The organism is Pseudomonas sp. RIT-PI-q (genome assembly GCF_001297125.1).
Classification (GTDB): Bacteria; Pseudomonadota; Gammaproteobacteria; order Pseudomonadales; family Pseudomonadaceae; genus Aquipseudomonas.
This window is the reverse complement of sequence record NZ_LHPC01000056.1, coordinates 106,737-131,666: the sequence shown is the minus strand read 5'-3', so window position 1 is coordinate 131,666 and position 24,930 is coordinate 106,737. Positions and strand designations below refer to the sequence as shown.

General features: G+C 59.6%; 22 protein-coding genes. 11 read left to right on the top strand and 11 right to left on the bottom strand.

Annotation, left to right across the window (positions count from 1 at the left end; genetic code table 11):
- Nucleotide 1: 1 nt before the first annotated feature.
- From AEQ67_RS30415 to fdhA, 6 genes are all read left to right on the top strand, one after another.
- Nucleotides 2-1,252: a sarcosine oxidase subunit beta gene (locus tag AEQ67_RS30415; RefSeq protein ID WP_007947735.1), complete on the top strand. Its 1,251-nt coding sequence runs from the start codon at nt 2-4 to the stop codon at nt 1,250-1,252.
- Nucleotides 1,253-1,266: 14 nt separating this feature from the next.
- Nucleotides 1,267-1,596: a sarcosine oxidase subunit delta gene (locus AEQ67_RS30410; RefSeq protein WP_059407449.1), complete on the top strand. Its 330-nt coding sequence runs from the start codon at nt 1,267-1,269 to the stop codon at nt 1,594-1,596.
- Nucleotides 1,593-4,610: a sarcosine oxidase subunit alpha gene (locus AEQ67_RS30405; RefSeq protein WP_059407448.1), complete on the top strand. Its 3,018-nt coding sequence runs from the start codon at nt 1,593-1,595 to the stop codon at nt 4,608-4,610. The genes AEQ67_RS30410 and AEQ67_RS30405 overlap by 4 nt, the downstream gene beginning before the upstream one ends.
- 145 nt (nt 4,611-4,755) lie before the next feature.
- Complete coding sequence (locus AEQ67_RS30400; RefSeq protein WP_059407447.1) at nt 4,756-5,388, top strand: sarcosine oxidase subunit gamma; 633 nt, start codon at nt 4,756-4,758, stop codon at nt 5,386-5,388.
- Between the two features lie 156 nt (nt 5,389-5,544).
- The gene (gene purU, locus AEQ67_RS30395; protein ID WP_059407446.1) at nt 5,545-6,402 is read left to right on the top strand and encodes a formyltetrahydrofolate deformylase; all 858 of its coding nucleotides are present in this window, start codon (nt 5,545-5,547) and stop codon (nt 6,400-6,402) included.
- 205 nt (nt 6,403-6,607) lie between these two features.
- Nucleotides 6,608-7,807 (top strand): formaldehyde dehydrogenase, glutathione-independent, encoded by a 1,200-nt coding sequence (gene fdhA / locus AEQ67_RS30390; RefSeq protein WP_059407445.1) that lies wholly within the window; start codon nt 6,608-6,610, stop codon nt 7,805-7,807.
- A 55-nt stretch (nt 7,808-7,862) separates the two neighbouring features.
- On the opposite strand, the gene AEQ67_RS34470 is transcribed toward fdhA, so the two are convergent.
- The 6 genes from AEQ67_RS34470 to AEQ67_RS30365 all read right to left on the bottom strand — a co-directional run bounded on the left by AEQ67_RS34470 (nt 7,863) and on the right by AEQ67_RS30365 (nt 13,585).
- Complete coding sequence (locus tag AEQ67_RS34470) at nt 7,863-8,930, bottom strand: RHS repeat-associated core domain-containing protein (RefSeq protein WP_082377999.1); 1,068 nt, start codon at nt 8,928-8,930, stop codon at nt 7,863-7,865.
- A 240-nt stretch (nt 8,931-9,170) separates the two neighbouring features.
- A complete protein-coding gene (locus AEQ67_RS34465) occupies nt 9,171-10,172 on the bottom strand; it encodes an RHS repeat-associated core domain-containing protein (protein ID WP_082377998.1) in 1,002 nt (333 codons plus the stop codon).
- 201 nt (nt 10,173-10,373) lie between these two features.
- Nucleotides 10,374-11,414 carry an RHS repeat-associated core domain-containing protein gene (locus tag AEQ67_RS34460; RefSeq protein ID WP_082377997.1) on the bottom strand — a complete coding sequence of 347 codons (1,041 nt, stop codon included), beginning with the start codon at nt 11,412-11,414 and terminating at the stop codon, nt 10,374-10,376.
- A gap of 214 nt (nt 11,415-11,628) precedes the next feature.
- Complete coding sequence (locus tag AEQ67_RS30375; RefSeq protein WP_059407443.1) at nt 11,629-12,303, bottom strand: anti-sigma factor; 675 nt, start codon at nt 12,301-12,303, stop codon at nt 11,629-11,631.
- A complete protein-coding gene (locus AEQ67_RS30370) occupies nt 12,300-12,935 on the bottom strand; it encodes a sigma-70 family RNA polymerase sigma factor (protein ID WP_059407442.1) in 636 nt (211 codons plus the stop codon). The genes AEQ67_RS30375 and AEQ67_RS30370 overlap by 4 nt, the downstream gene beginning before the upstream one ends.
- Before the next feature lie 56 nt (nt 12,936-12,991).
- Nucleotides 12,992-13,585, bottom strand: a complete 594-nt coding sequence (locus AEQ67_RS30365) for a fasciclin domain-containing protein (RefSeq protein ID WP_082377996.1) — start codon at nt 13,583-13,585, stop codon at nt 12,992-12,994.
- Nucleotides 13,586-13,881: 296 nt separating this feature from the next.
- Here AEQ67_RS30365 and AEQ67_RS30360 point away from each other — a divergent pair, with 296 nt between their 5' ends.
- Nucleotides 13,882-14,436, top strand: a complete 555-nt coding sequence (locus AEQ67_RS30360) for a DUF2780 domain-containing protein (RefSeq protein ID WP_059407441.1) — start codon at nt 13,882-13,884, stop codon at nt 14,434-14,436.
- Between the two features lies 1 nt (nt 14,437).
- Here AEQ67_RS30360 and AEQ67_RS30355 read toward each other — a convergent pair whose 3' ends face one another.
- Nucleotides 14,438-15,325, bottom strand: a complete 888-nt coding sequence (locus AEQ67_RS30355) for an acyltransferase (RefSeq protein WP_059407440.1) — start codon at nt 15,323-15,325, stop codon at nt 14,438-14,440.
- 293 nt (nt 15,326-15,618) lie between these two features.
- On the opposite strand from AEQ67_RS30355, the gene rloA2 reads away from it, so the two are divergent.
- The 4 genes from rloA2 (at nt 15,619) to creD (ending at nt 19,788) form a co-directional block, all read left to right on the top strand.
- Nucleotides 15,619-16,125, top strand: coding sequence for a retropepsin-like aspartic peptidase RloA2 (gene rloA2 / locus AEQ67_RS30350; RefSeq protein WP_059407439.1), 507 nt, complete (start codon nt 15,619-15,621; stop codon nt 16,123-16,125).
- Between the two features lie 59 nt (nt 16,126-16,184).
- Complete coding sequence (gene creB, locus AEQ67_RS30345) at nt 16,185-16,865, top strand: two-component system response regulator CreB (protein ID WP_059407438.1); 681 nt, start codon at nt 16,185-16,187, stop codon at nt 16,863-16,865.
- Entirely contained in the window at nt 16,865-18,283 is a 1,419-nt protein-coding gene (gene creC / locus AEQ67_RS30340) for a two-component system sensor histidine kinase CreC (RefSeq protein ID WP_059407437.1), read from the top strand. The genes creB and creC overlap by 1 nt, the downstream gene beginning before the upstream one ends.
- Before the next feature lie 134 nt (nt 18,284-18,417).
- Complete coding sequence (gene creD / locus AEQ67_RS30335) at nt 18,418-19,788, top strand: cell envelope integrity protein CreD (RefSeq protein ID WP_059407436.1); 1,371 nt, start codon at nt 18,418-18,420, stop codon at nt 19,786-19,788.
- A 181-nt stretch (nt 19,789-19,969) separates the two neighbouring features.
- Here the strand turns inward: creD and AEQ67_RS30330 are convergent, their stop codons facing one another.
- The 4 genes from AEQ67_RS30330 to AEQ67_RS30315 form a co-directional block, all read right to left on the bottom strand.
- Entirely contained in the window at nt 19,970-20,599 is a 630-nt protein-coding gene (locus AEQ67_RS30330; protein ID WP_059407496.1) for a glutathione S-transferase, read from the bottom strand.
- A 315-nt stretch (nt 20,600-20,914) separates the two neighbouring features.
- On the bottom strand, nt 20,915-21,094 hold the full coding sequence (locus AEQ67_RS30325) for a hypothetical protein (protein WP_059407435.1): 180 nt from the start codon (nt 21,092-21,094) through the stop codon (nt 20,915-20,917).
- Nucleotides 21,091-22,221 (bottom strand): PepSY-associated TM helix domain-containing protein, encoded by a 1,131-nt coding sequence (locus AEQ67_RS30320; protein WP_059407434.1) that lies wholly within the window; start codon nt 22,219-22,221, stop codon nt 21,091-21,093. Before AEQ67_RS30320 ends, AEQ67_RS30325 begins: the two co-directional genes overlap by 4 nt.
- Before the next feature lie 72 nt (nt 22,222-22,293).
- Complete coding sequence (locus AEQ67_RS30315) at nt 22,294-24,723, bottom strand: TonB-dependent siderophore receptor (RefSeq protein ID WP_059407433.1); 2,430 nt, start codon at nt 24,721-24,723, stop codon at nt 22,294-22,296.
- Nucleotides 24,724-24,930: the final 207 nt, after the last annotated feature.

Here is a 24,930-nt window from a genome sequence, read left to right as displayed (position 1 = left end):
TATGCAACGCTATTCGGGCTTCGGCCTCTTCAAACACTCCCTCAGCCATCACGAAAACTGGCAGAAAATGTGGCGCACGCCGACCCCTAAAAAGGTCTACGACGTGGTCATCGTCGGCGGTGGCGGGCATGGTCTGGCGACCGCCTACTACCTGGCCAAGGAGCACGGCATCACCAACGTGGCCGTGGTCGAGAAAGGCTGGCTGGGCGGCGGTAACACCGCGCGCAACACCACCATCGTTCGCTCCAACTACCTGTGGGACGAGTCGGCGCACCTGTACGAACACGCGATGAAATTGTGGGAAGGCCTGTCCCAGGACCTGAACTACAACGTGATGTTCTCCCAGCGCGGCGTCTACAACCTGTGCCACACCCTGCAGGACATTCGTGATTCCGAACGTCGGGTCAGCGCCAACCGCCTCAACGGCGTCGACGGCGAACTGCTCGATGCCAAACAAGTGGCCGACGAGATTCCGTACCTCGACTGCTCGAAGAACACGCGCTACCCGGTAATGGGCGCCACCGTCCAGCGTCGCGGCGGCGTCGCTCGTCACGATGCCGTGGCGTGGGGCTTTGCCCGTGCCGCTGACGCACTCGGCGTGGACCTGATCCAACAGACCGAAGTGATCGGTTTCCGCAAGGAAAACGGTGTGTGCATCGGCGTTGAAACCAACAAGGGCTTCATCGGCGCCAAGCGCGTCGGTGTGGTCACTGCGGGTAACTCCGGGCACATGGCCAAGCTCGCCGGTTTCCGTCTGCCGATCGAATCCCACCCGCTGCAAGCGCTGGTGTCCGAGCCGATCAAGCCGATTATCGACAGCGTGATCATGTCCAACGCCGTACACGGTTACATCAGCCAGTCCGACAAGGGCGACCTGGTGATCGGCGCCGGTATCGACGGCTACAACGGCTATGGCCAGCGTGGTTCGTACCCGGTGATCGAACACACCATCCAGGCCATCGTCGAGATGTTCCCGGTGTTGTCCCGCGTACGCATGAACCGGCAGTGGGGCGGCATCGTCGACACCACGCCGGATGCGTGCCCGATCATCTCGAAAACCCCGGTTCCGAACATGTTCTTCAACTGCGGTTGGGGCACCGGTGGCTTCAAGGCAACACCTGGCTCGGGCAACGTATTTGCCGCGAGCCTGGCCAAGGGTGAAATGCACCCATTGGCCGCACCTTTCTCCATCGACCGTTTCCACAACGGTGCGTTGATCGATGAACACGGCGCTGCTGCGGTTGCCCACTAACAGGAGAAATCCCCATGTTGCATATCTTCTGTCCTCACTGCGGCGAACTGCGCTCCGAAGAGGAATTCCACGCATCCGGCCAGGCGCACATCCCGCGTCCACTGGATCCGACCACCTGCACCGACGAGGAGTGGGGCGACTACATGTTCTTCCGCGATAACCCTCGCGGTCTGCACCACGAACTGTGGGATCACGTCGCCGGTTGCCGCCAGTATTTCAACGCCACCCGCGACACCGTGACCTACGAGATTCTCGAGACCTACAAGATCGGCACCAAGCCACAATTCACCGACAAGACCGACAGCCCGAAAGCGGCCGCCACGGCTCTGGGAGAGAAGGTATGAGCCAGATCAATCGCCTGTCCAACGGCGGACGGATCGACCGCAACAAAGTGCTGAGCTTCACCTTCAACGGCCAGGTCTACAAAGGCTTTGAAGGCGACTCCCTGGCCGCAGCCCTGCTGGCCAACGGCGTCGACATCATCGGTCGCAGCTTCAAATATTCCCGTCCGCGCGGCATCTTCGCCGCCGGTGCCGAAGAGCCGAATGCCGTGCTGCAAATCGGCGCGACCGAAGCCACGCAAATCCCCAACGTACGCGCTACGCAACAAGCGTTGTACCAAGGCCTCGTCGCCACCAGCACCAACGGCTGGCCGAGCGTGAACAACGACATGATGGGGATTCTCGGCAAGGTCGGCGGCAAGCTGATGCCGCCGGGCTTCTACTACAAAACCTTCATGTACCCGCAATCGTTCTGGATGACCTACGAGAAGTACATCCGTAAGGCTGCCGGCCTTGGCCGCTCGCCGACCGAGAACGATCCGGACACTTACGATTACATGAACCAGCACTGCGACGTGCTGATCGTCGGCGGCGGCCCTGCTGGCCTGGCCGCTGCATTGGCGGCCGCGCGCAGCGGTGCACGCGTGATTCTCGCTGATGAGCAGGAAGAGTTCGGCGGCAGCCTGCTCGACTCCCGCGAAAGCCTCGACGGCAAGCCTGCGGCCGAGTGGGTCGCCAGCGTGATCGCTGAACTCAAAGACACCCCTGACGTGCTGCTGTTGCCGCGCGCCACGGTCAACGGTTACCACGACCATAACTTCCTGACCATTCACGAGCGCCTGACCGATCACCTCGGCGACCGCGCCCCGATTGGCCAGGTGCGTCAACGCATCCACCGGGTTCGCGCCAAGCGCGTAGTGCTGGCGACCGGCACGCACGAGCGTCCACTGGTTTACGGCAACAACGACGTGCCGGGCAACATGCTCGCCGGCGCTGTCTCGACTTACGTTCGTCGTTACGGCGTGGCACCGGGCAAAAAACTGGTGCTGTCGACCAACAACGACCACGCCTACCGCGTTGCCCTGGATTGGCTCGATGCCAGCCTGCAAGTCGGGGCCATCGCCGCCGCCCGCAGCAATCCGCGCGGTGCTTGGGTGGAGGAGGCGCGCGCCAAAGGCAGCCGCATCCTCCCCGGCGGCGCGGGGAGCGCGGCCGGGGGCAGCAAGCCCGGGACCGCCGCCCGCGTTGCCGCGATCGATGTCAAAGCGCACGCCGTGACCAGTCCTGGCGAATGGCTCGAATGCGACCTGGTGGCCAGTTCCGGCGGTTACAGCCCGGTGGTTCCCCTGGCGTCCCACCCGGGCGGCAAGCCGATCCGGCGTGAAGACCTCCTCGGTTTCGTACCGGGCGAAGCACCGCAGAAACGCGTGTGCGTCGGGGGCATCAACGGCGTCTATGGTCTTGGCGATTCCCTGGCCGATGGTTTTGAAGGCGGCGCTCGCGCAGCCAGCGAAGCCGGTTTCAGCGTGGTCGAAGGCACCTTGCCGAAAGCCCTGAGCCGTCTCGAAGAGCCGACCCTGGCGCTGTTCCAGGTGCCGCACGAAAAGAACACCGCACGTGCGCCAAAGCAATTCGTCGACCTGCAAAACGACGTCACCGCGGCCGCCATCGAACTGGCGACCCGCGAAGGCTTCGAGTCGGTCGAGCACGTCAAACGCTACACCGCACTGGGCTTCGGTACGGACCAGGGCAAACTCGGCAACGTCAACGGCCTGGCCATCGCCGCCCGTTCGCTGAACGTGACCATCCCGCAGATGGGCACCACCATGTTCCGCCCGAACTACACGCCGGTGACTTTCGGCGCCGTGGCCGGCCGTCACTGTGGGCACATCTTCGAGCCGGTCCGTCACACCGCGCTGCATCACTGGCACGTGAAGAACGGTGCCGAGTTTGAAGACGTCGGTCAGTGGAAGCGTCCTTGGTACTTCCCGAAAAACGGTGAAGACCTGCACGCCGCCGTGAAGCGCGAATGCAAAGCCGTGCGCGACAGCGTCGGCCTGCTGGACGCGTCGACCCTGGGCAAGATCGACATCCAGGGCCCGGACTCGCGCGAGTTCCTCAACCGCATCTACACCAACGCCTGGACCAAGCTCGATGTGGGCAAGGCGCGTTACGGCCTGATGTGCAAAGAAGACGGCATGGTCTTCGACGACGGCGTAACAGCCTGTCTGGCCGACAACCATTTCGTGATGACCACCACCACGGGCGGCGCAGCACGCGTACTGCAATGGCTGGAAATCTACCACCAGACCGAATGGCCAGACCTGAAGGTGTACTTCACCTCCGTGACTGACCACTGGGCAACCATGACCCTGTCCGGACCGAACAGCCGCAAGCTGCTCAGCCAGGTCACCGACATTGATCTGAGCAACGAAGCGTTCCCGTTCATGACCTGGAAAGAAGGTCTGGTCGGCGGTGTGCCGGCGCGGGTGTTCCGGATTTCGTTTACCGGTGAACTGTCGTACGAAGTCAACGTGCAGGCCGACTATGCGATGGGCGTGCTCGAGAAAATCGTCGAGGCCGGCAAGCAATACAACCTGACGCCGTACGGCACTGAAACCATGCACGTCCTGCGGGCCGAGAAGGGTTTCATCATCGTTGGTCAGGACACTGACGGCTCGATGACCCCGGACGACTTGAACATGGGCTGGTGTGTCGGTCGCACCAAACCGTTCTCGTGGATCGGCCAGCGTGGCATGAACCGCGAAGACTGCGTGCGTGATCAACGTAAACAGTTGGTGGGCCTGAAGCCGATCGATCCGACTAAATGGCTGCCGGAAGGTGCGCAACTGGTGTTCAACACCAAGCAGGCGATCCCGATGACCATGGTCGGTCACGTCACCTCCAGCTACTTGCACAACTCCCTCGGTTATTCGTTTGCCATGGGTGTGGTCAAGGGCGGCTTGAAGCGCATCGGCGAGCGCGTGTTTGCGCCACTGGCGGACGGTAGCGTGATCGAAGCGGAAATCGTTTCTTCGGTGTTCTTCGATCCGAAAGGCGATCGCCAGAACATCTGACACCACAACCCCTGTAGGAGCGAGCTTGCTCGCGAAGGACTAGAGAGCAACGCGTTAAACCAGAAAGCACGCGTTATCGTTGGCCTTCATCGCGAGCAGGCTCGCTCCTACAGGTGAGATGCAAGAATTTCAGGAAAGGTGCTTTATGACCGCAGCCAATGTTTACCAACAACGCCCAACCACCGGGGCCAAGGCCGAGTCGTCGCTGCATCACGCCGACCTCGCCAGCCTAGTGGGCAAGGGTCGCAAAAGCGCCGGCGTGACCGTGCGCGAGAAAAAACTTCTCGGCCACCTGACCATCCGTGGTGATGGCCACGATGCCGCCTTCGCCGCTGGCGTGCACAAGGCTCTCGGCATCGAATTGCCGGCAGCGCTGACGGTCGTCATCAAAGGTGAAACCAGCCTGCAATGGATGGGGCCGGATGAATGGTTGCTGATCGTGCCGACCGGTGAAGAATTCGCCGCCGAGCAAAAACTCCGTGAAGCGCTGGGCGACCTGCACATCGCGATCACCAACGTCAGCGGCGGCCAACAGATCCTCGAACTGAGCGGCCCGAACGTGCGCCAGGTGCTGATGAAATCCACCAGCTACGACGTCCATCCGAACAGCTTCCCGGTGGGCAAGGCGGTCGGCACGGTGTTCGCCAAGTCGCAACTGGTGATTCGTCATACCGCTGAAGACACCTGGGAACTGCTGATTCGTCGCAGCTTCTCGGATTACTGGTGGTTGTGGTTGCAGGATGCAGCCGCTGAATACGGCCTGAGCGTTCAGGCTTGATCACAACCGCTCACCTGTAGGAGCGAGCTTGCTCGCGATGGACTCGAGGACGACGCGTTAACCCAGGCATCACGCGTTTTCGTTGACGTCCATCGCGAGCAAGCTCGCTCCTACAGAGGTAGCGTCGTTTACCGATCTCTCAGGAGTCACCGCACTATGAGCCGCGCCCCAGACACATGGATTCTGACCGCCGACTGCCCAAGCGTCCTCGGCACCGTGGACGCGGTGACCCGCTTTCTGTTCGAGCAGGGCTGCTACGTCACCGAGCACCACTCCTTCGATGACCGACTCTCGGGCCGTTTCTTCATTCGCGTGGAATTCCGCCAACCTGACGGTTTCAACGAACAAGCCTTCCGCGCAGGGCTTGAAGAGCGCGGTGCCCATTTCGGCATGATCTTCGAACTGACCGCGCCGAATTACCGGCCGAAAGTGGTGATCATGGTCTCCAAGGCCGATCACTGCCTCAACGATTTGCTCTACCGCCAGCGCATCGGCCAGTTGTCGATGGACGTGGCCGCCGTGGTCTCGAATCACCCGGACCTCAAACCGCTGGCCGACTGGCACCAGATTCCGTACTACCATTTTCCCCTGGACCCGAACGACAAACCGTCGCAAGAGCGTCAGGTTTTGCAGGTGATTGAAGAGTCCGGCGCCGAACTGGTGATTCTCGCCCGCTACATGCAGGTTCTGTCGCCAGAGCTGTGCCGCAAACTCGACGGCAAGGCGATCAACATCCACCACTCCCTGCTGCCGGGTTTCAAGGGCGCCAAGCCCTATCACCAGGCGTACAACAAGGGAGTGAAACTGGTTGGCGCGACGGCGCACTACATCAACAACGACCTGGACGAAGGCCCGATCATCGCCCAGGGCGTAGAGGTCGTGGACCACAGTCATTACCCGGAAGATTTGATCGCCAAGGGGCGGGATATCGAAGGGCTGACGTTGGCGCGCGCCGTTGGATATCACATCGAACGACGGGTGTTTTTGAACGCCAATCGCACCGTCGTTCTGTAGATCGCCTTCGCGGGCAAGCCTCGCTCCTACAGGGGCGGGTTGGACGCGATAACGGGGACAGCCCCAATCCTGTAGGAGCGAGGCTTGCCCGCGAAGAGGCCCTGACAGACAACGCAAAAAGACACAGGCAATAACCCGAGCAATCAACGCGCCGCCGATCCTGGGCGACGCGACCGCTACATAAAAACAACAGCGAGGTGAAAGCATGTCTGGCAATCGTGGTGTGGTGTATCTCGGCGCTGGCAAGGTCGAAGTACAAAATATCGAGTATCCGAAAATGCAGGACCCGCGTGGCAGGAAGATTAATCACGCTGTCATCCTGCGCGTAGTTTCCACCAACATCTGTGGTTCCGATCAGCACATGGTGCGCGGTCGTACCACCGCTCAAACCGGTCTGGTGCTGGGCCACGAAATCACCGGTGAAGTGATCGAAAAGGGCAGCGACGTCGAGAACCTGCAGATCGGCGATCTGGTGTCCGTACCGTTCAACGTGGCGTGCGGGCGCTGCCGTTCCTGCAAGGAAATGCATACCGGTGTCTGCCTCAGCGTTAACCCGGCGCGTCCGGGCGGTGCCTACGGTTACGTCGACATGGGCGACTGGACCGGCGGTCAGGCTGAATACGCGATGGTGCCGTATGCCGACTTCAACCTGTTGAAGCTGCCGGATCGCGATCGCGCCATGGAGAAAATCCGTGACCTGACCTGCCTCTCCGACATCCTGCCCACCGGTTATCACGGCGCAGTGACCGCCGGCGTAGGCCCGGGCAGCACCGTGTACATCGCAGGCGCCGGCCCGGTCGGCCTCGCCGCCGCCGCTTCCGCTCGCTTGCTGGGCGCGGCAGTGGTCATCATCGGCGACGTCAACACCGTCCGCCTGGCACACGCCAAGGCCCAGGGTTTCGAAATCGCCGACCTGTCGCTGGACACTCCGTTGCACGAACAAATCGCTGCACTGCTGGGAGAACCGGAAGTGGATTGCGCCGTCGACGCCGTAGGCTTCGAAGCACGCGGTCACGGCCATGACGGCGTGAAACACGAAGCCCCGGCCACCGTGCTCAACTCGCTGATGGGCGTGGTACGCGTTGCCGGCAAAATCGGTATTCCGGGCCTCTACGTGACAGAAGATCCAGGTGCTGTGGATGCCGCCGCGAAAATGGGCAGCCTGAGCATCCGCTTCGGTCTGGGCTGGGCTAAATCCCACAGCTTCCACACGGGGCAGACGCCAGTGATGAAGTACAACCGCCAACTGATGCAGGCGATTATGTGGGACCGTATCAACATCGCCGAAGTGGTGGGTGTTCAGGTGATCAGCCTGGATCAGGCACCACAGGGTTATGGCGAGTTCGACGCGGGCGTGCCGAAGAAGTTTGTGATTGATCCGCATAAGTTGTTTAGTGCGGCGTAAGGGCTTTAAGTAAAAGAAGAGGGCGACTTGATGTCGCCCTTTTTTACGACTGTTTTTATAAGGAGTCTCTTAATTCTTGGTTTCTGCGATAAAGCGGGGGTTGGCCAAGTTCGCTCCTGTAGTTATTTATGTTGCGTGTCAGTGAGTTAATTGTTTCTTGCAATACTGGAGACATCGATACAAGGTTTCGAGTGTTCTCATCTATTCGTTGTAAATGGGCAGTTGCGAGATTAATTTTACGTTGCAGAATAGTCTGTCGATGTTGGCTGATCACTGGGAGTTGGTTGCCCGAGTACAGTGGTGGTGGGCTCAAGTTGGGTTCACTAATTGATCGAGTAGGCGAGAATTCTACATCGCTTCTCCGGGAGTAAGGTGGGGGGAGTTCGAAGCTATCTAGCTGCGTTTGGCTTTGTGTGTAGGGTGGTGGAGCATCGGTGGATACCCCAGGTAACGAAGTTTGTGTGTTTGCCTGACTTTGCGCTGCAGCAGAATTAGCCTGCTCGGCGCGAACCCTGCTTGGAGTACGCCCTAGTAAATTTAAGACTCCCTTAAAGGGATTTTTAATATGTAAGCCCCCCCTAAAGGGATTTCCAATATGTCCTGTCGGATCCATCCGGTTCACCGGATCCCCGACACAATACGCATATGCATTCAACCCACCCTTCCCAAACGGACTCCAACTGTCCGGACTGTTAAACCGCATCGACACCGGGTTAAACGCCCGATAGCCATTCCCCAACAAATAACACCCTGTCACCCCATCCGGCCGTTCACCATTGAAACCGAGCAGGCTGAGTAATCCGCTTTGCGGAGGTCGGTGACCATAGGCTGTGTAGGCAAGAGGAATGCGCTGCGCTGCGGCGAGTACATTCAACACTGAACGTTGCTGATCAGTGGCGAGCAAGCGCGTTTCCACGGTGCCGCTCTGGCGCTGTTGCTGCGCCAACAGATGATCGTCGTGTTGCATGATCGAACGCTGCTCGGTGCCTTTAATCTCGGTGGCCAGGCGATCTCTCAGATAGAAACGCTGGGTATCGACCTGCGCTGAGGGCGTGTTTGCGACCAGCCGATTGAGTGCGTCGTAGCGGTAGCGGCAGAGCAAGGTTTTGCTGTCGATCTGCATGGGGCTGATCTCCCTGAAGAGGCCATCGATTCAGGGTTTCACTGTGACGCAATCGGCCAGGGTTGCCTACTAGCAGAACTGATAGGGTTTGAGCTTTAGTCTCAACGCAATCCGGTCAAACGCCGGTGATTAAAGTACATCCGACAACTGATGCTGGATGCAGGCGATCATGGGGGATCGTATTCATATGGCTGATAAAACTGTAGGACCGCGGTTACTGAGTGTTGGTGAACTCCACACTCACCGAAACGAACCTTGTCGTATATTTTGATTTTCGCTGTAGGGCGGTGGAAGTTCGTCTATTCTCCCCTGAACATATCCAATCTGCGTTGCTAGTTCTGCCGTTTGAGTGGCAGATGCTGTTGAGCCTAATCCGTCCAGTTGAGATTGAAGATCACTCAGTTGACTCTCCAGTCGTAGGCGTACCGATATGAGGGATGCAGGCGTTGTATGAGGAATAGACGGAGGTTGTTCGAAATAAGGCGGAGGCCTATTGCTGCTGAAAGATGACGTACTTTGCTGTTCAGTAAATTGGCGTGAGTGCGGATCGGCCACCTCACTGTACGGAGGTAATCGCCTTTCAGTATCCATATTTTCTGGTGGAGTTGGGGGGGGCAGGCCTGCCTGACGTGGAGCTTCAGTATGGGTAGAAGGGGTACGAGGTACTCTTGGAGATCTGCGGTGTAACCAATTTCCAAGACTTTTAGATCCCCAATGTCCCGTTGGATCATCCCGATTAACTGGGTCCCCAATGCAATACACATACGCATTCAACCCACCCTCCCCAAACGGACTCCAACTGTCCGGGCTGTTAAACCGCATCAATACCGGGTTAAACGCCCGATAACCATTGCCCAACAAATAGTGCCCAGTTAAGGGATCCGGCCGTTCGCCGTTGAAACCGAGCAGGCTGAGTAATCCGCTTTGCGGAGGGCGGTGACCATAGGCTGTGTAGGCAAGAGGAATGCGCTGCGCTGCGGCGAGTACATTCAACACTGAACGTTGCTGATCAGTGGCGAGCACGCGCGTCTCCACGGTGCCGCTCTGACGCTGTTGCTGCGCCAGCAGTTGATCGTCGTGCTGCATGATCGAACGCTGCTCGGCACCTTGAATCTCGGTGGCCAGGCGATCTCTCAGATAGAAACGCTGGGTATCGACCTGCGCTGAGGGCGTGTTCGCGACCAGCCGATTGAGTGCGTCGTAGCGGTAGCGGCAGAGCAAGGCTTTGCTGTCGATCTGCATGGGGCTGATCTCCCTGAAGAGGTCATCGATTCAGGGTTTCACTGTGGCCCAATCAGCCAGGGTTGCCTACTAGCAGAACTGATAGGGTTTGAGCTTGCGTCACAACGCGATCCGTAGCAGTTGGGGAAGCCTGGTTGGCGTGCCAAAGAAGTTTGCTGATTGATCGCATAAGTGCGGGGCTGTCCGTTGCCGTGGTGCGATTTAGGGTGTGAATTTTACCGGTTGGTAATTAAACTCTTCACCCTGTAATTTTTGTTTTCGAATAATGGCAGCTGATTGTTCAATTTTTGATAGTTGCTTCGGGTCGGATCTATATAGGTTATAAAAATTCTCCGCTGTATCATGTGGTATATCTACATAAACTTTACCTATGTAGGCTTTCACCTCTTTTCCCGTCCTCAGCGCTATTTCGGCACCTATTGTGTCAGAATGACAGGCTAGTATGCGGACACGATCATAGGGCTTGACATCAATATTTTTTAATATTGTTCCTGCGTTCCAGAGTCGCTCGTCAACAATGATGTTTCCTGGCGAGGGTTCGCTGCCGTGAGCCATAATTGTAAGTCTAGAACCACCTTTGTGCGTTGTTTCAAAAGTATAGGCATCCTCGGCGAGTCTCGTGACGTTCGTCATCTTGCCATGAGGCACTGGAGGTTTAGCGGTGGTTGGAATTGTTGTGTTTCTAACGCCAAAAAATGACTTTAATCCAAACATATGCCCTGTAGGATCAACAAAGTTAATTGGGTCCTCCACGCAATACGCGTACGCATTCAAACCACCTTCCCCAAACGGACTCCAACTGTCCGGGCTGTTAAACCGCATCAACACTGGGTTAAACGCCCTATACCCATTCCCCAACAAATAACACCCCGTCACCGGATCCGGCCGTTCACCATTGAAACCGAGCAGGCTGAGTAGTCCGCTTTGTGAAGGGCGATGACCATAGGGCGTATAGGCAAGAGGATTACGCCGCACCGCGGCGAGCACGTTCAACACCGAACGTTGCTGATCAGTGGCGAGCAAGCGCGTTTCCACGGTGCCGCTCTGACGCTGTTGCTGCGCCAGCAGTTGATCGTCGTGCTGCATGATCGACCGCTGCTCGGCGCCTTGAACCTCAGTGGTCAGACGATCTTTCAGATAGAAACGCTGGCTATCGGCCTGCGCCAAGGGCGTGTTCGCGACCAGCCGATTGAGTGCGTCGTAGCGGTAGCGGCAGAGCAAGGCTTTGCTGTCGATCTGCATGGGGCTGATCTCCCTGAAGAGGCCATCGATTCAGGGTTTCACTGTGGCGCAATCAGCCAGAGTTGCCTACTAGCAGAAGTGATAGTGGCACTTTGTAGGAGCTGGCTTGCCGGCGAATGACTCGAAGGCGCCGCGTTTTTCCAAGGTACACGCGTTATCGTTGACGACCTTCGCTGGCGAGCCAGCTCCTACAGGGATCCACTCAAGCCACGGGTTACAGCGCCGCTAGTGCTCCTTGATATAGCACCGGGCCCGTCGGTTGCCCGGTTGGCGAGCCACCCTTCGGTTCAAGGCTGACTGCCAAGGCAATCGGCTTACCGATCAGTGCTTTTTGCGCGTCGCTCAGTTCTACGCGACCCTTACCGTCAGGCGGAATCACCCCGAGGGAAATCGGTTTGCCATCCGCCGGAATCGCCCACAACTCCAGGCTCTGTCCTGGCTCGATGGTGGCGAGGGTCAGCGGTTCGACGTTCAAATAATCCTCATGCGCCTCGACCTTCATTGCAGGCTGCGCGTTTGCCGCCAGCAACGTGGCGCTGTATCGCGCACTGTCGCGGTTGTAGATAACACCCAACGTCACGGCGACCACCAGCGAGCAAACCGCCGCCGTCACCCGCATCCAGTTCCAGAACGGACGCCTTGCAGGCACATGCAGCACTTGCGGTTCGATCCGCGCCGTAATGCCTTGCCAGACGCGATCCGGCACCGGCTGCTCGGGCAGTGCTTCGGTCAAAGTGGTCAGGCTTTCCTGCCAGTGCGCCAGTTCCGCGCGCAGTGCCGCGTCCTCCAGCAACAACTGCTCGAAACGTCGGCGCGCGGCAGCCGGCATCAGGCCAATGGCGTAGTCGGCGGCGAGGGCGCGGCGTAGGGTCGGGGTTTGATAGTTCATGATTCCAGGCACCTGCGCAGGCGTTCCATGCCGCGGCGGATCCAGGACTTCACCGAGCCCAGCGGCGCAGCCAGATGTTCGGCCAGTTCAGCGCACGACAGCCCCTGAAAGTACGCGACGGTGATCGATTGACGCTGCATGCCTTCAAGGCTTTCCAGGCAGCGATTCAAGGCGCTGGCGTCGCGGGCACTGCTCAATTGTTCGTGGGCCGATGGGCTTTCGTCCACCAGCGCTTGCTCTTCGACATCGCTTAACGGCCGGTCACGGTGTTTGCGCAACTGGTCGATGGCTTGATTACGCGTGATGTTGATCATCCAGGTCAGCGGCGCCGACAAGTGCGCTTCGTAGCGCGAGGCGTTGTTCCAGATGCGCACGAAGCTTTCCTGCAACACCTCTTCAGCCAGGTCGGGACGCCCCATGAAGCGCAGCGCTACGCCGTGCAAGCGCGGGCCGACGCTGCGGTAAAGCGTCTCGAAAGCGCGGCGGTCGCCCAGTGAGCACTGGGCGAGAAGCTGCCTGAGCTGATCGGCGTCGGTGATGGAAATAGCGGTTCTCCAAACAGTCGAGGTGCGCAGCGTGCGATGTCGGTTGCAGGCAGAGGTTAGTTCACGGCGTGGGGTTGTTCCATTCACGGGTGGACACCTCAGGAGAAACCGCCGACCCTGATGCGCAGGGTCGGCGGCACGGCTCAGCTTTTTGGCATCAAGACTTTGTCGATGACCTGGATCACACCGTTGGACTGGTAGACGTCGTAGGTTGTGATGTCGGCGACGTCACCTTTTTCATCCTTGATGGTGATGTTGTGCGGGCCGTTCATCATCGCCCACAACTTGCCGCCCGCGACGGTGGTAAGTTCGGTCTTGCCGCCACCGGCCTTGATCTTCTCGGCCAGGGTCATCATGTCTAGTTTGCCGGCGACCACGTGGTAGGTAAGGATTTTGCTCAGGGTGGCTTTGTTTTCCGGTTTGAGCAGGGTGTCGACAGTGCCGGCGGGCAGGGCGGTGAACGCCGAGTTGACCGGGGCGAACACAGTGAACGGGCCTTTGCCCTTGAGGGTGTCGACCAGGCCGGCCGCTTTCACGGCTGCCACCAGGGTGGTGTGGTCGGCGGAGTTCACGGCGTTATCGATGATGTCCTTGCTTGGCAGCATGCTTTGGCCGCCGACCGTGACACTGTCGTGGCCCATGCTGGCCGCTTGCACGGTGTTCAGGGCGAATGCGCCGCCAAGGGCCAGGGTCAGCAGGCTGGCCATCAACGGTGTTTTGATCGAAGTGCGTTTCATGGTGTTGATCCTGTGTGGGGAGAATCGGCCAGGAGTGTCTGTCCGTGCTTGATATACGTGGCCGGGACCCGACTGGATGCAGCGCAGGGAATTCTTTTTTTCTGTAGGAGCGAGCTTGCTCGCGATGGACCTGAGAGCGCCGCGTAAACTCAGCACGCACGCGTTTTCGTTGACGTCCATCGCGAGCAAGCTCGCTCCTACAGGGAGGGTGGGAACAATGTTGGGGGTTACCAGTCCAACACACAGTTTTTCGCCGCCCATGGGTGGGCGGTATATGCCTTGAAGAGGTTGTCTCGATGAAGATTTCACGCGGTTTTGCACTGGCTTCGCTGATGAGTCTGGCAGCCAGCCCGGTCTTTGCTCAGTTCAGCCTGAACGATGCGGCTAATGCCATCTCCGGCATGAAGGGCGATAACGCCGCCGCAGCGGCCGCGCCGACTTCGCAGACGGCCGGCTTGTTGAGTGCGCTGAGCCAATTGAACGTGACACCGCAACAAGCCGTTGGCGGTACTGGCGCGATGCTGGGGTTGGCGAAGAATCAGTTGAGTTCTACCGACTACTCGGAGCTGGCCAAAAGCGTGCCGGGGATCGATAAACTCTCGGGCGGCGGTGAACTGGGCGCTCTCAGCGGCTTGCTCGGTTCGTCCGGTAAATCGGCAGGCCTGGAAAACGCCTTGGGCAACGTGAAAAACACCAATGACCTGAACAGCGCCTTCAGCGCACTGGGCATGGACAGCGGCATGGTCGGCCAGTTTGCCCCGGTGATTCTGCAATACCTCGGCCAGCAGGGCGTCGGCGGTCCATTGCTGGAAAGCCTGGGCGGGATCTGGGGCGCCGGCACCGGTAGTTGATTCAGCGGCGCTCGGCGCGCAAGGCGTCGATGCGCTGGTCTTTTTCGATCCAGAGCTGGTTGACCCAGTTCTGGATGCTTTCGCGAAACAGCGGATCGTTCTCGTAATCGCCCTGCCACAGCGCCGGGTCGAGGTCGCGGGTCTTGATGTCGATGATGATCCTCGGCACGTTGCCGCTGAGCAAATCCCAGAACCCCGGGATTTTCTGCTGCGGATACACCACCGTCACATCGAGAATGGCGTCCAGCTGTTCGCCCATCGCCGCCAGCACAAACGCCACACCACCCGCCTTGGGCTTGAGCAGGTGGGTGAACGGTGACTGCTGCTGGACGCTTTTCGCCGCCGTGAACCGGGTGCCTTCCAGATAATTGACCACCGTCACCGGCTGGCGCTTGAACAGCTCGCAGGCTTGTTTGGTGATCTCCAGATCCTTGCCGGCAAGCTCCGGGTTTTTCGCCAGGAACGCCTTGGTGTAGCGCTTCATGAACGGGTAGTCCAGCGCCCACCACGCCAGGCCCAGGAGCGGCACCCAGATCAGCTCTTTCTTGAGGAAGAATTTGAAAAACGGCGTGCGCCGGTTCAGCGTCTGGATCAACGCCGGGATATCGACCCAGGATTGGTGGTTGCTGATGACCAGGTAGGAGGTATCGCGGCGCAGGTCGTCGCCGCCACGAATGTCCCATTGGGTGGGGATGCACAGTCGGAAAATCAGCTTGTCGATTTCGGCCCAGGTCTCGGCGATCCACATCACCGCCCATGAGGCATCATCGCGAAAGCGCCCGGGCAGGATCAGTTTGAGCACGGCAAACACCATCAGCGGACCGAACAGGACCAGGGTGTTGAGCAACAGCAGCAGGGTGACGAAACAGCCGGTGAGCAGGCGGCGCATAAGTAACTCTTGAAAGCTTTTGGGCGCGCAATGATAAGCAGCTTCGGGCGGCAGGCCAAATCGGTGGTGACGAATGTTTCACTTTGGCAGCGGTATGCTGGGTCAATGTTGTAAAGGTCAGCTTGCTTTGGTGTCTGTTCCGGCCTCTTCGCGGGCAAGTCAGCTCCCACAGGTTTTGTGCGCAACCTGTGGGAGCGGGCTTGCCCGCGATTCGATTTCAGAACGAACGAATTGCTGACTGACGGTCTAAAATCCCGCGATCGACGCCCTAATTCCCCAAGGAAGCCCAATACGTGAAATCCCTCCTTGCACTGCTTTCCCTCGTGGCCCTGCCGGTCCTGGCCGCTGAGCCGACTCTGTACGGGCGCTACGAATACATCGCGCTGCCGGAAATCGGCGGCGAAGTCCTCAAGGCCAAAATGGACACCGGCGCCCTGACCGCGTCGCTGTCGGCCAAAGACATCGAGACCTTCACCCGCGACGGGGACGAGTGGGTGCGTTTCCGCCTCGCCACCAAAGACGCCAGCAACAAGGTCTACGAACACAAGGTCGCGCGGATCAGCAAGATCAAGACTCGCTCAGAAGAAGACGAAGATGATGAGGAAAAGATCGCACCCACCAAGCGCCCGGTGGTCGATCTGGAACTGTGCCTGGGTAATGTCAAACGCACGGTGGAGGTCAATCTGACTGACCGTAGTAGCTTCAACTACCCTTTGTTGATCGGCGCCAAAGCTTTGCGTGAATTCGGCGCGGCGGTGAATCCGGCACGGCGTTTCACGGCCGACAAACCCGACTGCTGATTGACGGGGTGTGAGGCTTGAGTCACCGTTCGCCCACCCAACTTCCGGGCTCGGACGCCATGCCTCATATCCTGATAGTCGAAGACGAAGCGGCGATTGCCGACACCCTGATTTTCGCCTTGCAGGGCGAGGGGTTTACCACCACGTGGGTGAGCCTTGGTGCGGCGGCGCTTGAGCAGCAGCGGCAGACGCCAGCCGACTTGATCATTCTCGACATCGGCCTGCCGGACATCAGCGGCTTCGAAACCTGCAAGCAATTGCGTCGTTTCAGCGAAGTGCCGGTGATTTTTCTCAGTGCCCGCGATGCGGAAATCGACCGGGTGGTGGGGCTGGAGATCGGCGCCGACGATTACGTGGTCAAGCCGTTCAGCCCTCGGGAAGTGGCAGCGCGGGTCCGGGCGATTCTCAAGCGCGTGGCGCCGCGCGCGGTAGCTGAAACCTCACCGATGCTGTTTCGTATCGACAGTGAGCGGGTGCAGATCAGCTATCGCAATCAGCCGTTGAGCCTGACCCGCCATGAATTCCGTCTGCTGCAATGCCTGCTGGAGCAACCTGAACGCGTCTTCAGCCGCGAGCAATTGCTCGATGCGCTGGGTGTGGCCGCCGATGCGGGATACGAGCGCAGCATCGACAGCCACATCAAGAGCGTGCGCGCCAAATTGCGTTTGGTGAAGGCTGACGCCGAACCGATCCAGACCCATCGCGGCCTCGGTTACAGCTACAACCCGGGGCACAGCTGATGCCGCTGGGGATCCGGATTTTTCTGGTCTATGTGCTGTTTATCGGCCTGACCGGTTACTTCGTGCTCAACACCGTGATGGAAGAAATCCGCCCTGGTGTGCGCCAGTCCACCGAAGAAACCCTGGTCGATACCGCCAACCTGATGGCCGAGATCCTGCGCGATGATTTCAAGGCCGGCAGCCTCAATCACAACCGCTGGCCGGAACTGCTCAAGGCCTACGGTGAACGGCAACCGGCGGCGAGCATCTGGGGCTTGCCGAAGAATCAGGTCAACCACCGGATTTATGTCACGGACGCCAAGGGCATCGTCGTACTGGACTCCAGCGGTGCCGCGGTGGGCCAGGATTACTCGCGCTGGAACGACGTTTACCTGACCTTGCGCGGTGAATACGGCGCCCGCTCCAGCCGCAGCAATCCTGATGATCCGAACTCCTCAGTGATGCACGTCGGCGCACCGATTCGCGACAACGGGCAGATCATCGGCGTGGTCACCGTGGCCCAACCCAACAGCTCATTGCAGCCTTACGTCGACCGTACCGAACGACGCTTGCTGGTTTATGGCGCCGGGTTGATCGGTCTCGGTCTGCTGTTCGGCGCGCTGTTGTCCTGGTGGTTGAGCCGGGCGTTACGGCGATTGACTGCCTATGCGCAGGCAGTGAGTGAAGGCCGTCGGGTCGAGGTGCCGCATTATCGAGGTGGTGAACTGGAGCAACTGGCGACGGCGGTGGAGCAGATGCGTACGCAGCTCGAAGGCAAGGCCTACGTCGAGCGTTATGTGCACACGCTGACCCATGAATTGAAAAGCCCGCTGGCGGCGATTCGCGGTGCGGCGGAATTGCTCCAGGGTGAGATGCCGTTGGCCCAGCAGCAGCGTTTCGTCAGCAACATCGACAGCGAAAGTGCGCGGATGCAGCAGTTGATCGAGCGGTTGTTGAACCTGGCGCAGGTTGAGCAGCGGCAAGGGTTGGAGGAACGGGTATCGGTGCCGTTGGCCGCTTTGGTGGACGAATTGTTGAGTGCTCAGGCGGCGCGGATTGAAGGCAAACAGCTTCGGGTTGAACAGCGGATTGCGCCGGAGTTGAACCTGCTCGGCGAGCCGTTTTTGTTGCGTCAGGCACTGGGTAATCTGCTGGAAAATGCGTTGGATTTCACCCCCGTCGGAGGCGTGTTGCGATTCAGCGCCGCCAGGGTCGGGGAGCACATCGAGTTCAAACTGTTCAACGAAGCTGAGACGATTCCTGACTATGCGTTGCCGCGATTGAGCGAGCGTTTCTATTCGCTGCCGAGACCGGACAGTGGGCGCAAAAGTACGGGGCTTGGCCTTAATTTTGTTGAGGAAGTGGTTAAGTTGCATGGCGGTGCGATGAGCATCGGCAATGTCGATGGCGGGGTGGAAGTTATATTGCGCCTGGCTTAGGACCGAGGCGGCGCATTCGCGAGCAGGCTCGCTCCCACAGGGGCCGGGCCAGTCTCCACACACTCTCCACATTCCCCCCATAAATCCCTCACACACCCAATCCAGACTCTCCCCATCCAAACAGGGAGAGTCCCATGAACCGCAGCCTGACCCTAAAACTCGGGGCGATTGCCCTTCTGATTCTGTTGTTGCTGATCCCGCTCTTGATGATCAACGGCATCATCCAGGATCGCCAGCAACTGCGTGACGGTGTGCTCGAAGACATCGCCCGCAGCTCCAGTTACAGCCAGCAAGTGAGCGGGCCGCTGATGGTGGTGCCGTACCGTAAAGTCGTGCGTACCTGGAAGACCAACGAAAAAACCAACGTGCGTTATCAGGAGGTCGGCGAAGAACGCGGCCGCTTGTTCTTCCTGCCGGAGCGTTTCGAACTCGATGGCCAAGTGCAGACCGAGCTGCGTTCCCGAGGCATTTATCAGGCGCGGCTGTTCCACGCCGACAACCGCATCAGCGGCCATTTTTCGCTGCCGGCGCAGTTGGGCATCAAGGAAGATTTCGCCGATTACCAGTTCGACCAGCCGTTCCTGGCAGTAGGCATCAGCGATATTCGCGGCATTGAGAACGCGCTTAAACTCGAACTCAACGGCCAGAGTCTGGACTTCGTCCCCGGTAGCCAAGTGGGTTGGCTGGGGGAGGGCGTGCATGTAACGCTGCCGTCCTTGGATGCGAAGCAAGCCACGGAACTGGCGTTCGGTTTTGACCTGCGCCTGCAAGGCACCGGCCAGTTACAGATTCTGCCGGTGGGCAAGACCAGCAAGGTATCGCTAGCAGCCAATTGGCCACATCCGAGCTTCATCGGCAACTACCTGCCGGCCCAGCGTGAGGTGACCGATCAGGGTTTCAGCGCTAATTGGCAGACCTCGTTTTTTTCCACCAACCTGCAAGAAGCGTTGAGCAACTGCGTGTCCGGGGGAGGGTGCGAAGCGTTCAGCCGTCGCGGCTTCGGCGTGAGTTTCATTGACCCGGTGGACCAGTACCTGAAAAGCGACCGTGCGATCAAATACGCGTTGCTGTTCATCGTCCTGACCTTCGCCGGCTTCTTCCTCTTCGAAGTGCTCAAAAGCCTTGCCGTGCATCCGGTGCAATATGCACTGGTAGGTGTAGCGTTGGCGTTCTTCTACCTGCTGTTGCTGTCGTTGTCCGAGCACATTGGTTTTGCACTGGCGTATCTGTTGTCGGCGAGCGGTTGTGTGGTGCTGATCGGTTTTTATGTCTGCCATGTGCTGCGCAGCGTGCGTCACGGCTTGAGTTTTTCGGCGGGGTTGGCAGCGTTGTATGGCTTGCTTTATGGCTTGTTGAGTGCCGAGGACTACGCGCTGCTGATGGGCTCGTTGTTGCTGTTTGGGTTATTGGGCGTGTTTATGGTGCTGACACGGAAGCTGGATTGGTACGGGATCGGGCGGAAAGCGGCCAAGCCGCTGGCGTTTGATATCGGGGCGGTGGAATGAGCCGGTCGTTGGGGTTGCGCGAGGATCAGCGCTGGGGCGAGATATTGGTGACGCGGATTGTCCAGTTACTGCCAGTCGAACCTCGGTGGTGCCATCGCGGGCAAGCCCGCTCCCACAGGTACGGCGCTAGCCTTGTGGGAGCGGGCTTGCCCGCGATGGGGCCGGAACAGTCAGCGAAAATCTAGAGCTTAGGCATCGTCGCCAACATCGAAGGCCGCTGACTCACCTCAAAATACCAGGCCGCCAATTGCGGATTCGCCTCGCGCCATTCCAGATCCGGGTGGCGCAAATCCAGGTAACCCAACGCACACGCGACACTGATCGCCGCCACGTCGAAATGGCTGGTCAGCTCGGCAATCGCATCTTTTTCCAGCAGCGCCAGGGCACGGCGGATCTTGTCGCGCTGGCCGTCGAGCCATGCGTCCCAGTGTTTTTCCGGGGCGCGCAGGGCGACTTCGTAACGCGTCAGCACTGCCGCGTCCATGATCCCGTCGGCCATCGAGGCCAGGGTCATGCGGCGCCAGCGGGCGGAACCTTCGCGGGGAATCAGTGGGTTGCCGACGTGCTGGTGGTCGAGGTAATCGAGGATCACCCGGCTGTCATGGATGACGTTGCCATCGGCCAGGCGCAGGGCGGGGATCTTGCTCAGCGGGTTGTCGTCGATCAGGGCCAGGTCCGGGTCGACCGGCGTCAGCACGCAGTTTTGCAGGGCCACGCGGTCTTGCTGACCAGTTTCGTGCAACAGCACCATGACTTTGCGAACGAAGGGTGAGAGCGGGTTGTGGTAAAGGGTCATGCTCGGAGCGGACATGGCGACGTCTCGGTCGGTGGCGGTGTTGCGCAGCATAGCGCGTTGATGCGCTAGCTCAATAGGCACATGCAGGGCCAGGCAACCGACGTCGAGGCGCGCTCATCCTGTAGCAGCTGTCGAGCCTGCGAGGCTGCGTTCGGCTGCGCAGCAGTCGTGATCCGGCGGACGCGGTTTTCCTGAAAGAACACGGTTGCAGGTTTTACGACTGCTGCGCAGCCGAACGCAGCCTCGCAGGCTCGACAGCTGCTACAGAGGCGAGGGCAGCCTCGCAGGCTCGACAGCTGCTACAGAGCCGAGCGCGGCGGCTACAGATTCTTAGTGGCGTTGCAGCAGGCCGCGCAGGGCGAGGAAGGCAGGGACGCCAAGGCCTAGCCAGCTCAGGGCATCCCACACGCCATCGCCCAGCAACGCGGCGAACAATCCCGCGGCACTGAGCAGGGCGATGACCGTGGGGGTGGCGAAGACTTTCCAGAAGTTCGACTGCCGCGGTCTCATGCCGGGATCTCCATTTTTTCGAGCACGGGCTTCAAGGCTTTGCGCCGCACCACCCACAGATAAACCCCGCTGCCGAGCACGATGATGGTCAGCACATCCAGGGTCGCCCAGAGGATTTTCATCGGCATGCCGCCGTAATCACCGAAGTGCAGCGGCTGCGACATGCCCATGGCGTCCATGTACCACGGCCGCTCGGCCACGGCGGGGACTTGCAGGGTGCTGGCGTCGATCAGCACCGGTGTCAGCAGGTGCGACGTCAGGTGGGTGCTGCCTTTCATGAACACCGCGTAATGGTGTTCGCTGGAAAACCGCGTACCGGGGAAGGCGATGAAGTCCGGCTGCATGCCCGGTGCGACTTCCTTGGCGATGTCGAGCAAACGGGTCGCAGGCGCCAGTTGCATCAGCGGTGGCGCGTCGCGATACGGCGCGATCATCACGCTCAGGCTGTCGTTGCGCCACGCCGCGATCAGCAGGTCGGCGCAAGCACTGATGACACCGGTCACGCCGACCACCAGCGCCCAGGTCAGGGTCACCACGCCGATCAGGTTATGCAGGTCGAGCCAGCGCAGGCGGGGGGGTTTGTCCTGGCGCACGGTGGCGAATTTCAACCGGCGCATGAACGGCAAGTACAGCACCGGCCCCGGAATGATCGCCACGACAAACATCACCCCCATGAACGCCAGCAGCAATTTACCCGGCAGCCCGGCGAACATGTCCACATGCAGGCGCAGCATGACCATCATGAAACCGCCATTGGCCGACGGCATCTCCAGCGCTTCGCCGGTGCGTGCATCCAGCATGAAGGTGTGTGACGAATTCGGTTCAGTGCCGGCGGTGGCCGCCATGATGGTGATCGCCGCATTGGGCTCGTCTTCGTCGAAACCGAAATACTGCATGACTTCGCCAGGACGATGCTTTTCAGCCGCCTGCACCAATTGCTGCAAATTCAGCTGCGGGGTGTCCGCCGGCATCTGCTTCAACTCGGCGGCATCGCCTAGCAGGTGGTCGATCTCGTGATGGAAGATCAACGGCAGGCCGGTCAGTGCCAGCATCAGCAGGAACACCGTACAGATCAGGCTGGTCCAGGTGTGGACGAAGGACCAGCGGCGAATCGTTTTACTTTTCATTTCCAGACCTTCAGAAATACCAAAGCCGTCCTCGAAGGACGGCCTGGGTATTGAGCGTGTCAGATCAAGCGATTACCACTTGTAGGTAGCACTGGCGACGACACTGCGTTGGTCGCCGTAGTAGCAATAGAAGCTGTCGCAAGTGGAGATGTAATCCTTGTCGAACAGGTTGGTAGCGTTCAGTGCCAGGGAGGCGCCTTTCAGGCTGTTGTCCAGACGGCCGAGGTCGTAATGAACCGCCGCGTCGAACACGGTGTAGGCGTCAGCCTTGCCCAGCTCGGTGTTGGCCTGATCGCCGTAGGTGTTTCCGGTGTAGCGAACGCCGGCACCCACGCCGAAGCCGTCGAGCACGCCGTTGTGCCAGGTGTAATCGGTCCACAGCGAAGCCTGTTGGTTAGGCATCAGTTGCAGGCGATTGCCTTTGAACGTGCCATCTTGAACTTCGGATTTGGCCAGGGTGTAAGCGGCGATGACCTTGAGGTTCTCGGTCACGTCGGAAACCGCTTCCAGTTCCAGGCCTTTAACTTTCACTTCACCGGTCTGGCTGGTGATCGAAACGTTGTCCGAGTTGGTGGTGGTGACGGAGACGTTTTTCTGCGTCAGGTCGTAAACCGCGGCGGTCAGCAGGGTGTTGCTGCCGGGCGGTTGGTACTTGACGCCCAGTTCCCACTGTTTGCCTTCAGTCGGCTTGAGCGAATCGGTCGGCGAGGCCGTGGCATTGCTGGTCGGCTGGAACGATTCGGCGTACGACAGGTACGGCACAATGCCGTTGTCGAACACGTAGCTGATCGCCGCGTTGCCGCTGAAGTTCTTGTCTCGTTCGGTGTTGGTGGCGTCACCCTTGTTGAAGAACTTGGTGCCGGTGTGGACCCAATCCTCACGACCACCGAGGGTCAGGCGCCATTGGTCGAGGGCCATCTGGTCCTGCACGTACAGACCGGTCTGGTAAGTCTTCTGGTCGTAGTCGTAAAACGCTGCGGAGCGTGGCGGACGTACGATCGGCTGGCCATAAATCGGATTGTTGACGTTGGTGGTCAGACCGTCGCCAAAGATCGAGGTGTAGTTGGTATTGGTGCGCTGGTGATCGAGGCCGATCAACAGGGTGTGATGGATGTCGCCGGTGGCGAAGTCGCCCTGGAAGTTGTTGTCCACGGCAAACTGGCTGATGTCTTCGTCAACACTGGTGCTCGAACGACCTACGTTGCCCTCGGCATCGACCTGAGTGAACGGATAGGCGCCGGGGGTAAGGCCCTGGAACGACAGGTCTGACTTGGTGTAGCGCAGGTTCTGCTTGAACTGCCAGACATCATTCAAACGATGTTCAAAGGCGTAGCCCAGCGCGTAGTAGGTGCGATCGTAGAATTCCCAATCCGGATCGCCCAGATTCTTGTGGTGGGAAATCTTGCCGAGCGGCGAATGGATCTTCGTGCCTTGCACCGGCAGGAACTGGCTGGTGATGCCGGTATCGTCGCGGGTGAACTGGGTCAGCAGGGTGAATTTTGTGTCGTCGTCGATGTTCCAGGTCAGGCTCGGCGCAATGTTGTAGCGCTTGTTGTCGACGTGGTCGATTTGCGTGCCGCTGTCGCGCACCACACCACTCAAGCCATAGAGGAACTGACCTTCGTCGTCGATCTTGCCGGTGCTGGCGAAGTTGATCTGACGGTGATTGTCGCTGCCGTATTGCACCTGGATTTCATTGCTGGATTCGGCGCTGGGGCGGCGGCTGACCATGTCCAGCAAACCGCCCGGCGGGGTCTGGCCGTACACGGACGAGGCCGGACCGCGCAGCAGGGCGAGGCGGTCGAGGTTCCAGGTTTCCTGTTTCGGGTTGGCGTACACGCCTTTAGGCAGTGGCAGGCCATCGAGGAACTGGGTCGGTTCGAAACCACGCACGCGCAACCAGTCGGCGCGGGTGTCGCTGCCGTAGCTGCTGGCGGTGATGCCGGGCATGTAGCGCACGGCGTCGTCGAGGCTGTGCACGCTGCGATCATCCATCTGTTCGCGAGTGGCGACGGAAATCGAACGCGGTACTTCGACCAGTGCGGTGTCGGTCTTGGTGCCAGCAGCAGTGCGCTTGGCCAGGTAACCTTCCACCGGGCCCCATGCGCTTTCAGTCTGTTCCACGCCCATCACGCTGGTCGCTGGCAGCGCCATCACGCCTTCGGGCACGGCCACCAGGCTGAAGGTGCCAGCATTGCTTTGTTCCAGTTGCAGACCGGTGCCACGCAAGGCTTCGCGCAGGGCGCCGGCAGCGTCGAACTGGCCTTTGACCGGGGCCGAGGTTTTGCCCGCTGCCAGCGACGGATTCAGCGACAGCGCCAGGCCGGCCTGACTGGCGATCTGGTTCAAGGTGCTGGCCAATGGCGCAGCCGGCAAGTTGTAGGCGCGAACGCTGGACGCCTGTTCAGCGGCCATCAGCTGACTGCTGGCCAGAGGGGCGCAAAGGGCAATGGCAACCGCCAGCAAACTGGGGCGCAACAAGGTGTCTAGCGAACGGGACATACAGCGGCTCCTGAATGGAAATATTTCTCAATTGCCTAGGTGCCGGACGAGAATTCAAAAGTGATAGGGCTGGATGAAAATTATTTCGATTCAGTAATTGCGCTGTGTCTGAGCCGACGCCATCGCGGGCGAGCCCGCTCCCACAGGTCTTATGTCGTTCACAAAACCTGTGGGAGCGGGCTCGCCCGCGATGGCGTCGGCTCAGAC

Excerpts from the sequence above, each read along its gene's own strand:
- AEQ67_RS30375 (WP_059407443.1), bottom strand. The coding sequence starts at position 12,303 with ATGAACTATCAAACCCCGACCCTACGCCGCGCCCTCGCCGCCGACTAC.
- AEQ67_RS30410 (WP_059407449.1), top strand. The coding sequence starts at position 1,267 with ATGTTGCATATCTTCTGTCCTCACTGCGGCGAACTGCGCTCCGAAGAG.
- AEQ67_RS34460 (WP_082377997.1), bottom strand. The coding sequence starts at position 11,414 with ATGCAGATCGACAGCAAAGCCTTGCTCTGCCGCTACCGCTACGACGCA.
- purU (WP_059407446.1), top strand. The coding sequence starts at position 5,545 with ATGAGCCGCGCCCCAGACACATGGATTCTGACCGCCGACTGCCCAAGC.
- AEQ67_RS30365 (WP_082377996.1), bottom strand. The coding sequence starts at position 13,585 with ATGAAACGCACTTCGATCAAAACACCGTTGATGGCCAGCCTGCTGACC.
- AEQ67_RS34465 (WP_082377998.1), bottom strand. The coding sequence starts at position 10,172 with ATGCAGATCGACAGCAAAGCCTTGCTCTGCCGCTACCGCTACGACGCA.
- AEQ67_RS30330 (WP_059407496.1), bottom strand. The coding sequence starts at position 20,599 with ATGTCCGCTCCGAGCATGACCCTTTACCACAACCCGCTCTCACCCTTC.
- creC (WP_059407437.1), top strand. The coding sequence starts at position 16,865 with ATGCCGCTGGGGATCCGGATTTTTCTGGTCTATGTGCTGTTTATCGGC.
- AEQ67_RS30415 (WP_007947735.1), top strand. The coding sequence starts at position 2 with ATGCAACGCTATTCGGGCTTCGGCCTCTTCAAACACTCCCTCAGCCAT.
- AEQ67_RS30315 (WP_059407433.1), bottom strand. The coding sequence starts at position 24,723 with ATGTCCCGTTCGCTAGACACCTTGTTGCGCCCCAGTTTGCTGGCGGTT.
- AEQ67_RS30405 (WP_059407448.1), top strand. The coding sequence starts at position 1,593 with ATGAGCCAGATCAATCGCCTGTCCAACGGCGGACGGATCGACCGCAAC.
- AEQ67_RS30355 (WP_059407440.1), bottom strand. The coding sequence starts at position 15,325 with ATGCGCCGCCTGCTCACCGGCTGTTTCGTCACCCTGCTGCTGTTGCTC.
- fdhA (WP_059407445.1), top strand. The coding sequence starts at position 6,608 with ATGTCTGGCAATCGTGGTGTGGTGTATCTCGGCGCTGGCAAGGTCGAA.
- AEQ67_RS30400 (WP_059407447.1), top strand. The coding sequence starts at position 4,756 with ATGACCGCAGCCAATGTTTACCAACAACGCCCAACCACCGGGGCCAAG.
- creB (WP_059407438.1), top strand. The coding sequence starts at position 16,185 with ATGCCTCATATCCTGATAGTCGAAGACGAAGCGGCGATTGCCGACACC.
- creD (WP_059407436.1), top strand. The coding sequence starts at position 18,418 with ATGAACCGCAGCCTGACCCTAAAACTCGGGGCGATTGCCCTTCTGATT.
- AEQ67_RS34470 (WP_082377999.1), bottom strand. The coding sequence starts at position 8,930 with ATGCAGATCGACAGCAAAACCTTGCTCTGCCGCTACCGCTACGACGCA.
- AEQ67_RS30360 (WP_059407441.1), top strand. The coding sequence starts at position 13,882 with ATGAAGATTTCACGCGGTTTTGCACTGGCTTCGCTGATGAGTCTGGCA.
- AEQ67_RS30320 (WP_059407434.1), bottom strand. The coding sequence starts at position 22,221 with ATGAAAAGTAAAACGATTCGCCGCTGGTCCTTCGTCCACACCTGGACC.
- AEQ67_RS30325 (WP_059407435.1), bottom strand. The coding sequence starts at position 21,094 with ATGAGACCGCGGCAGTCGAACTTCTGGAAAGTCTTCGCCACCCCCACG.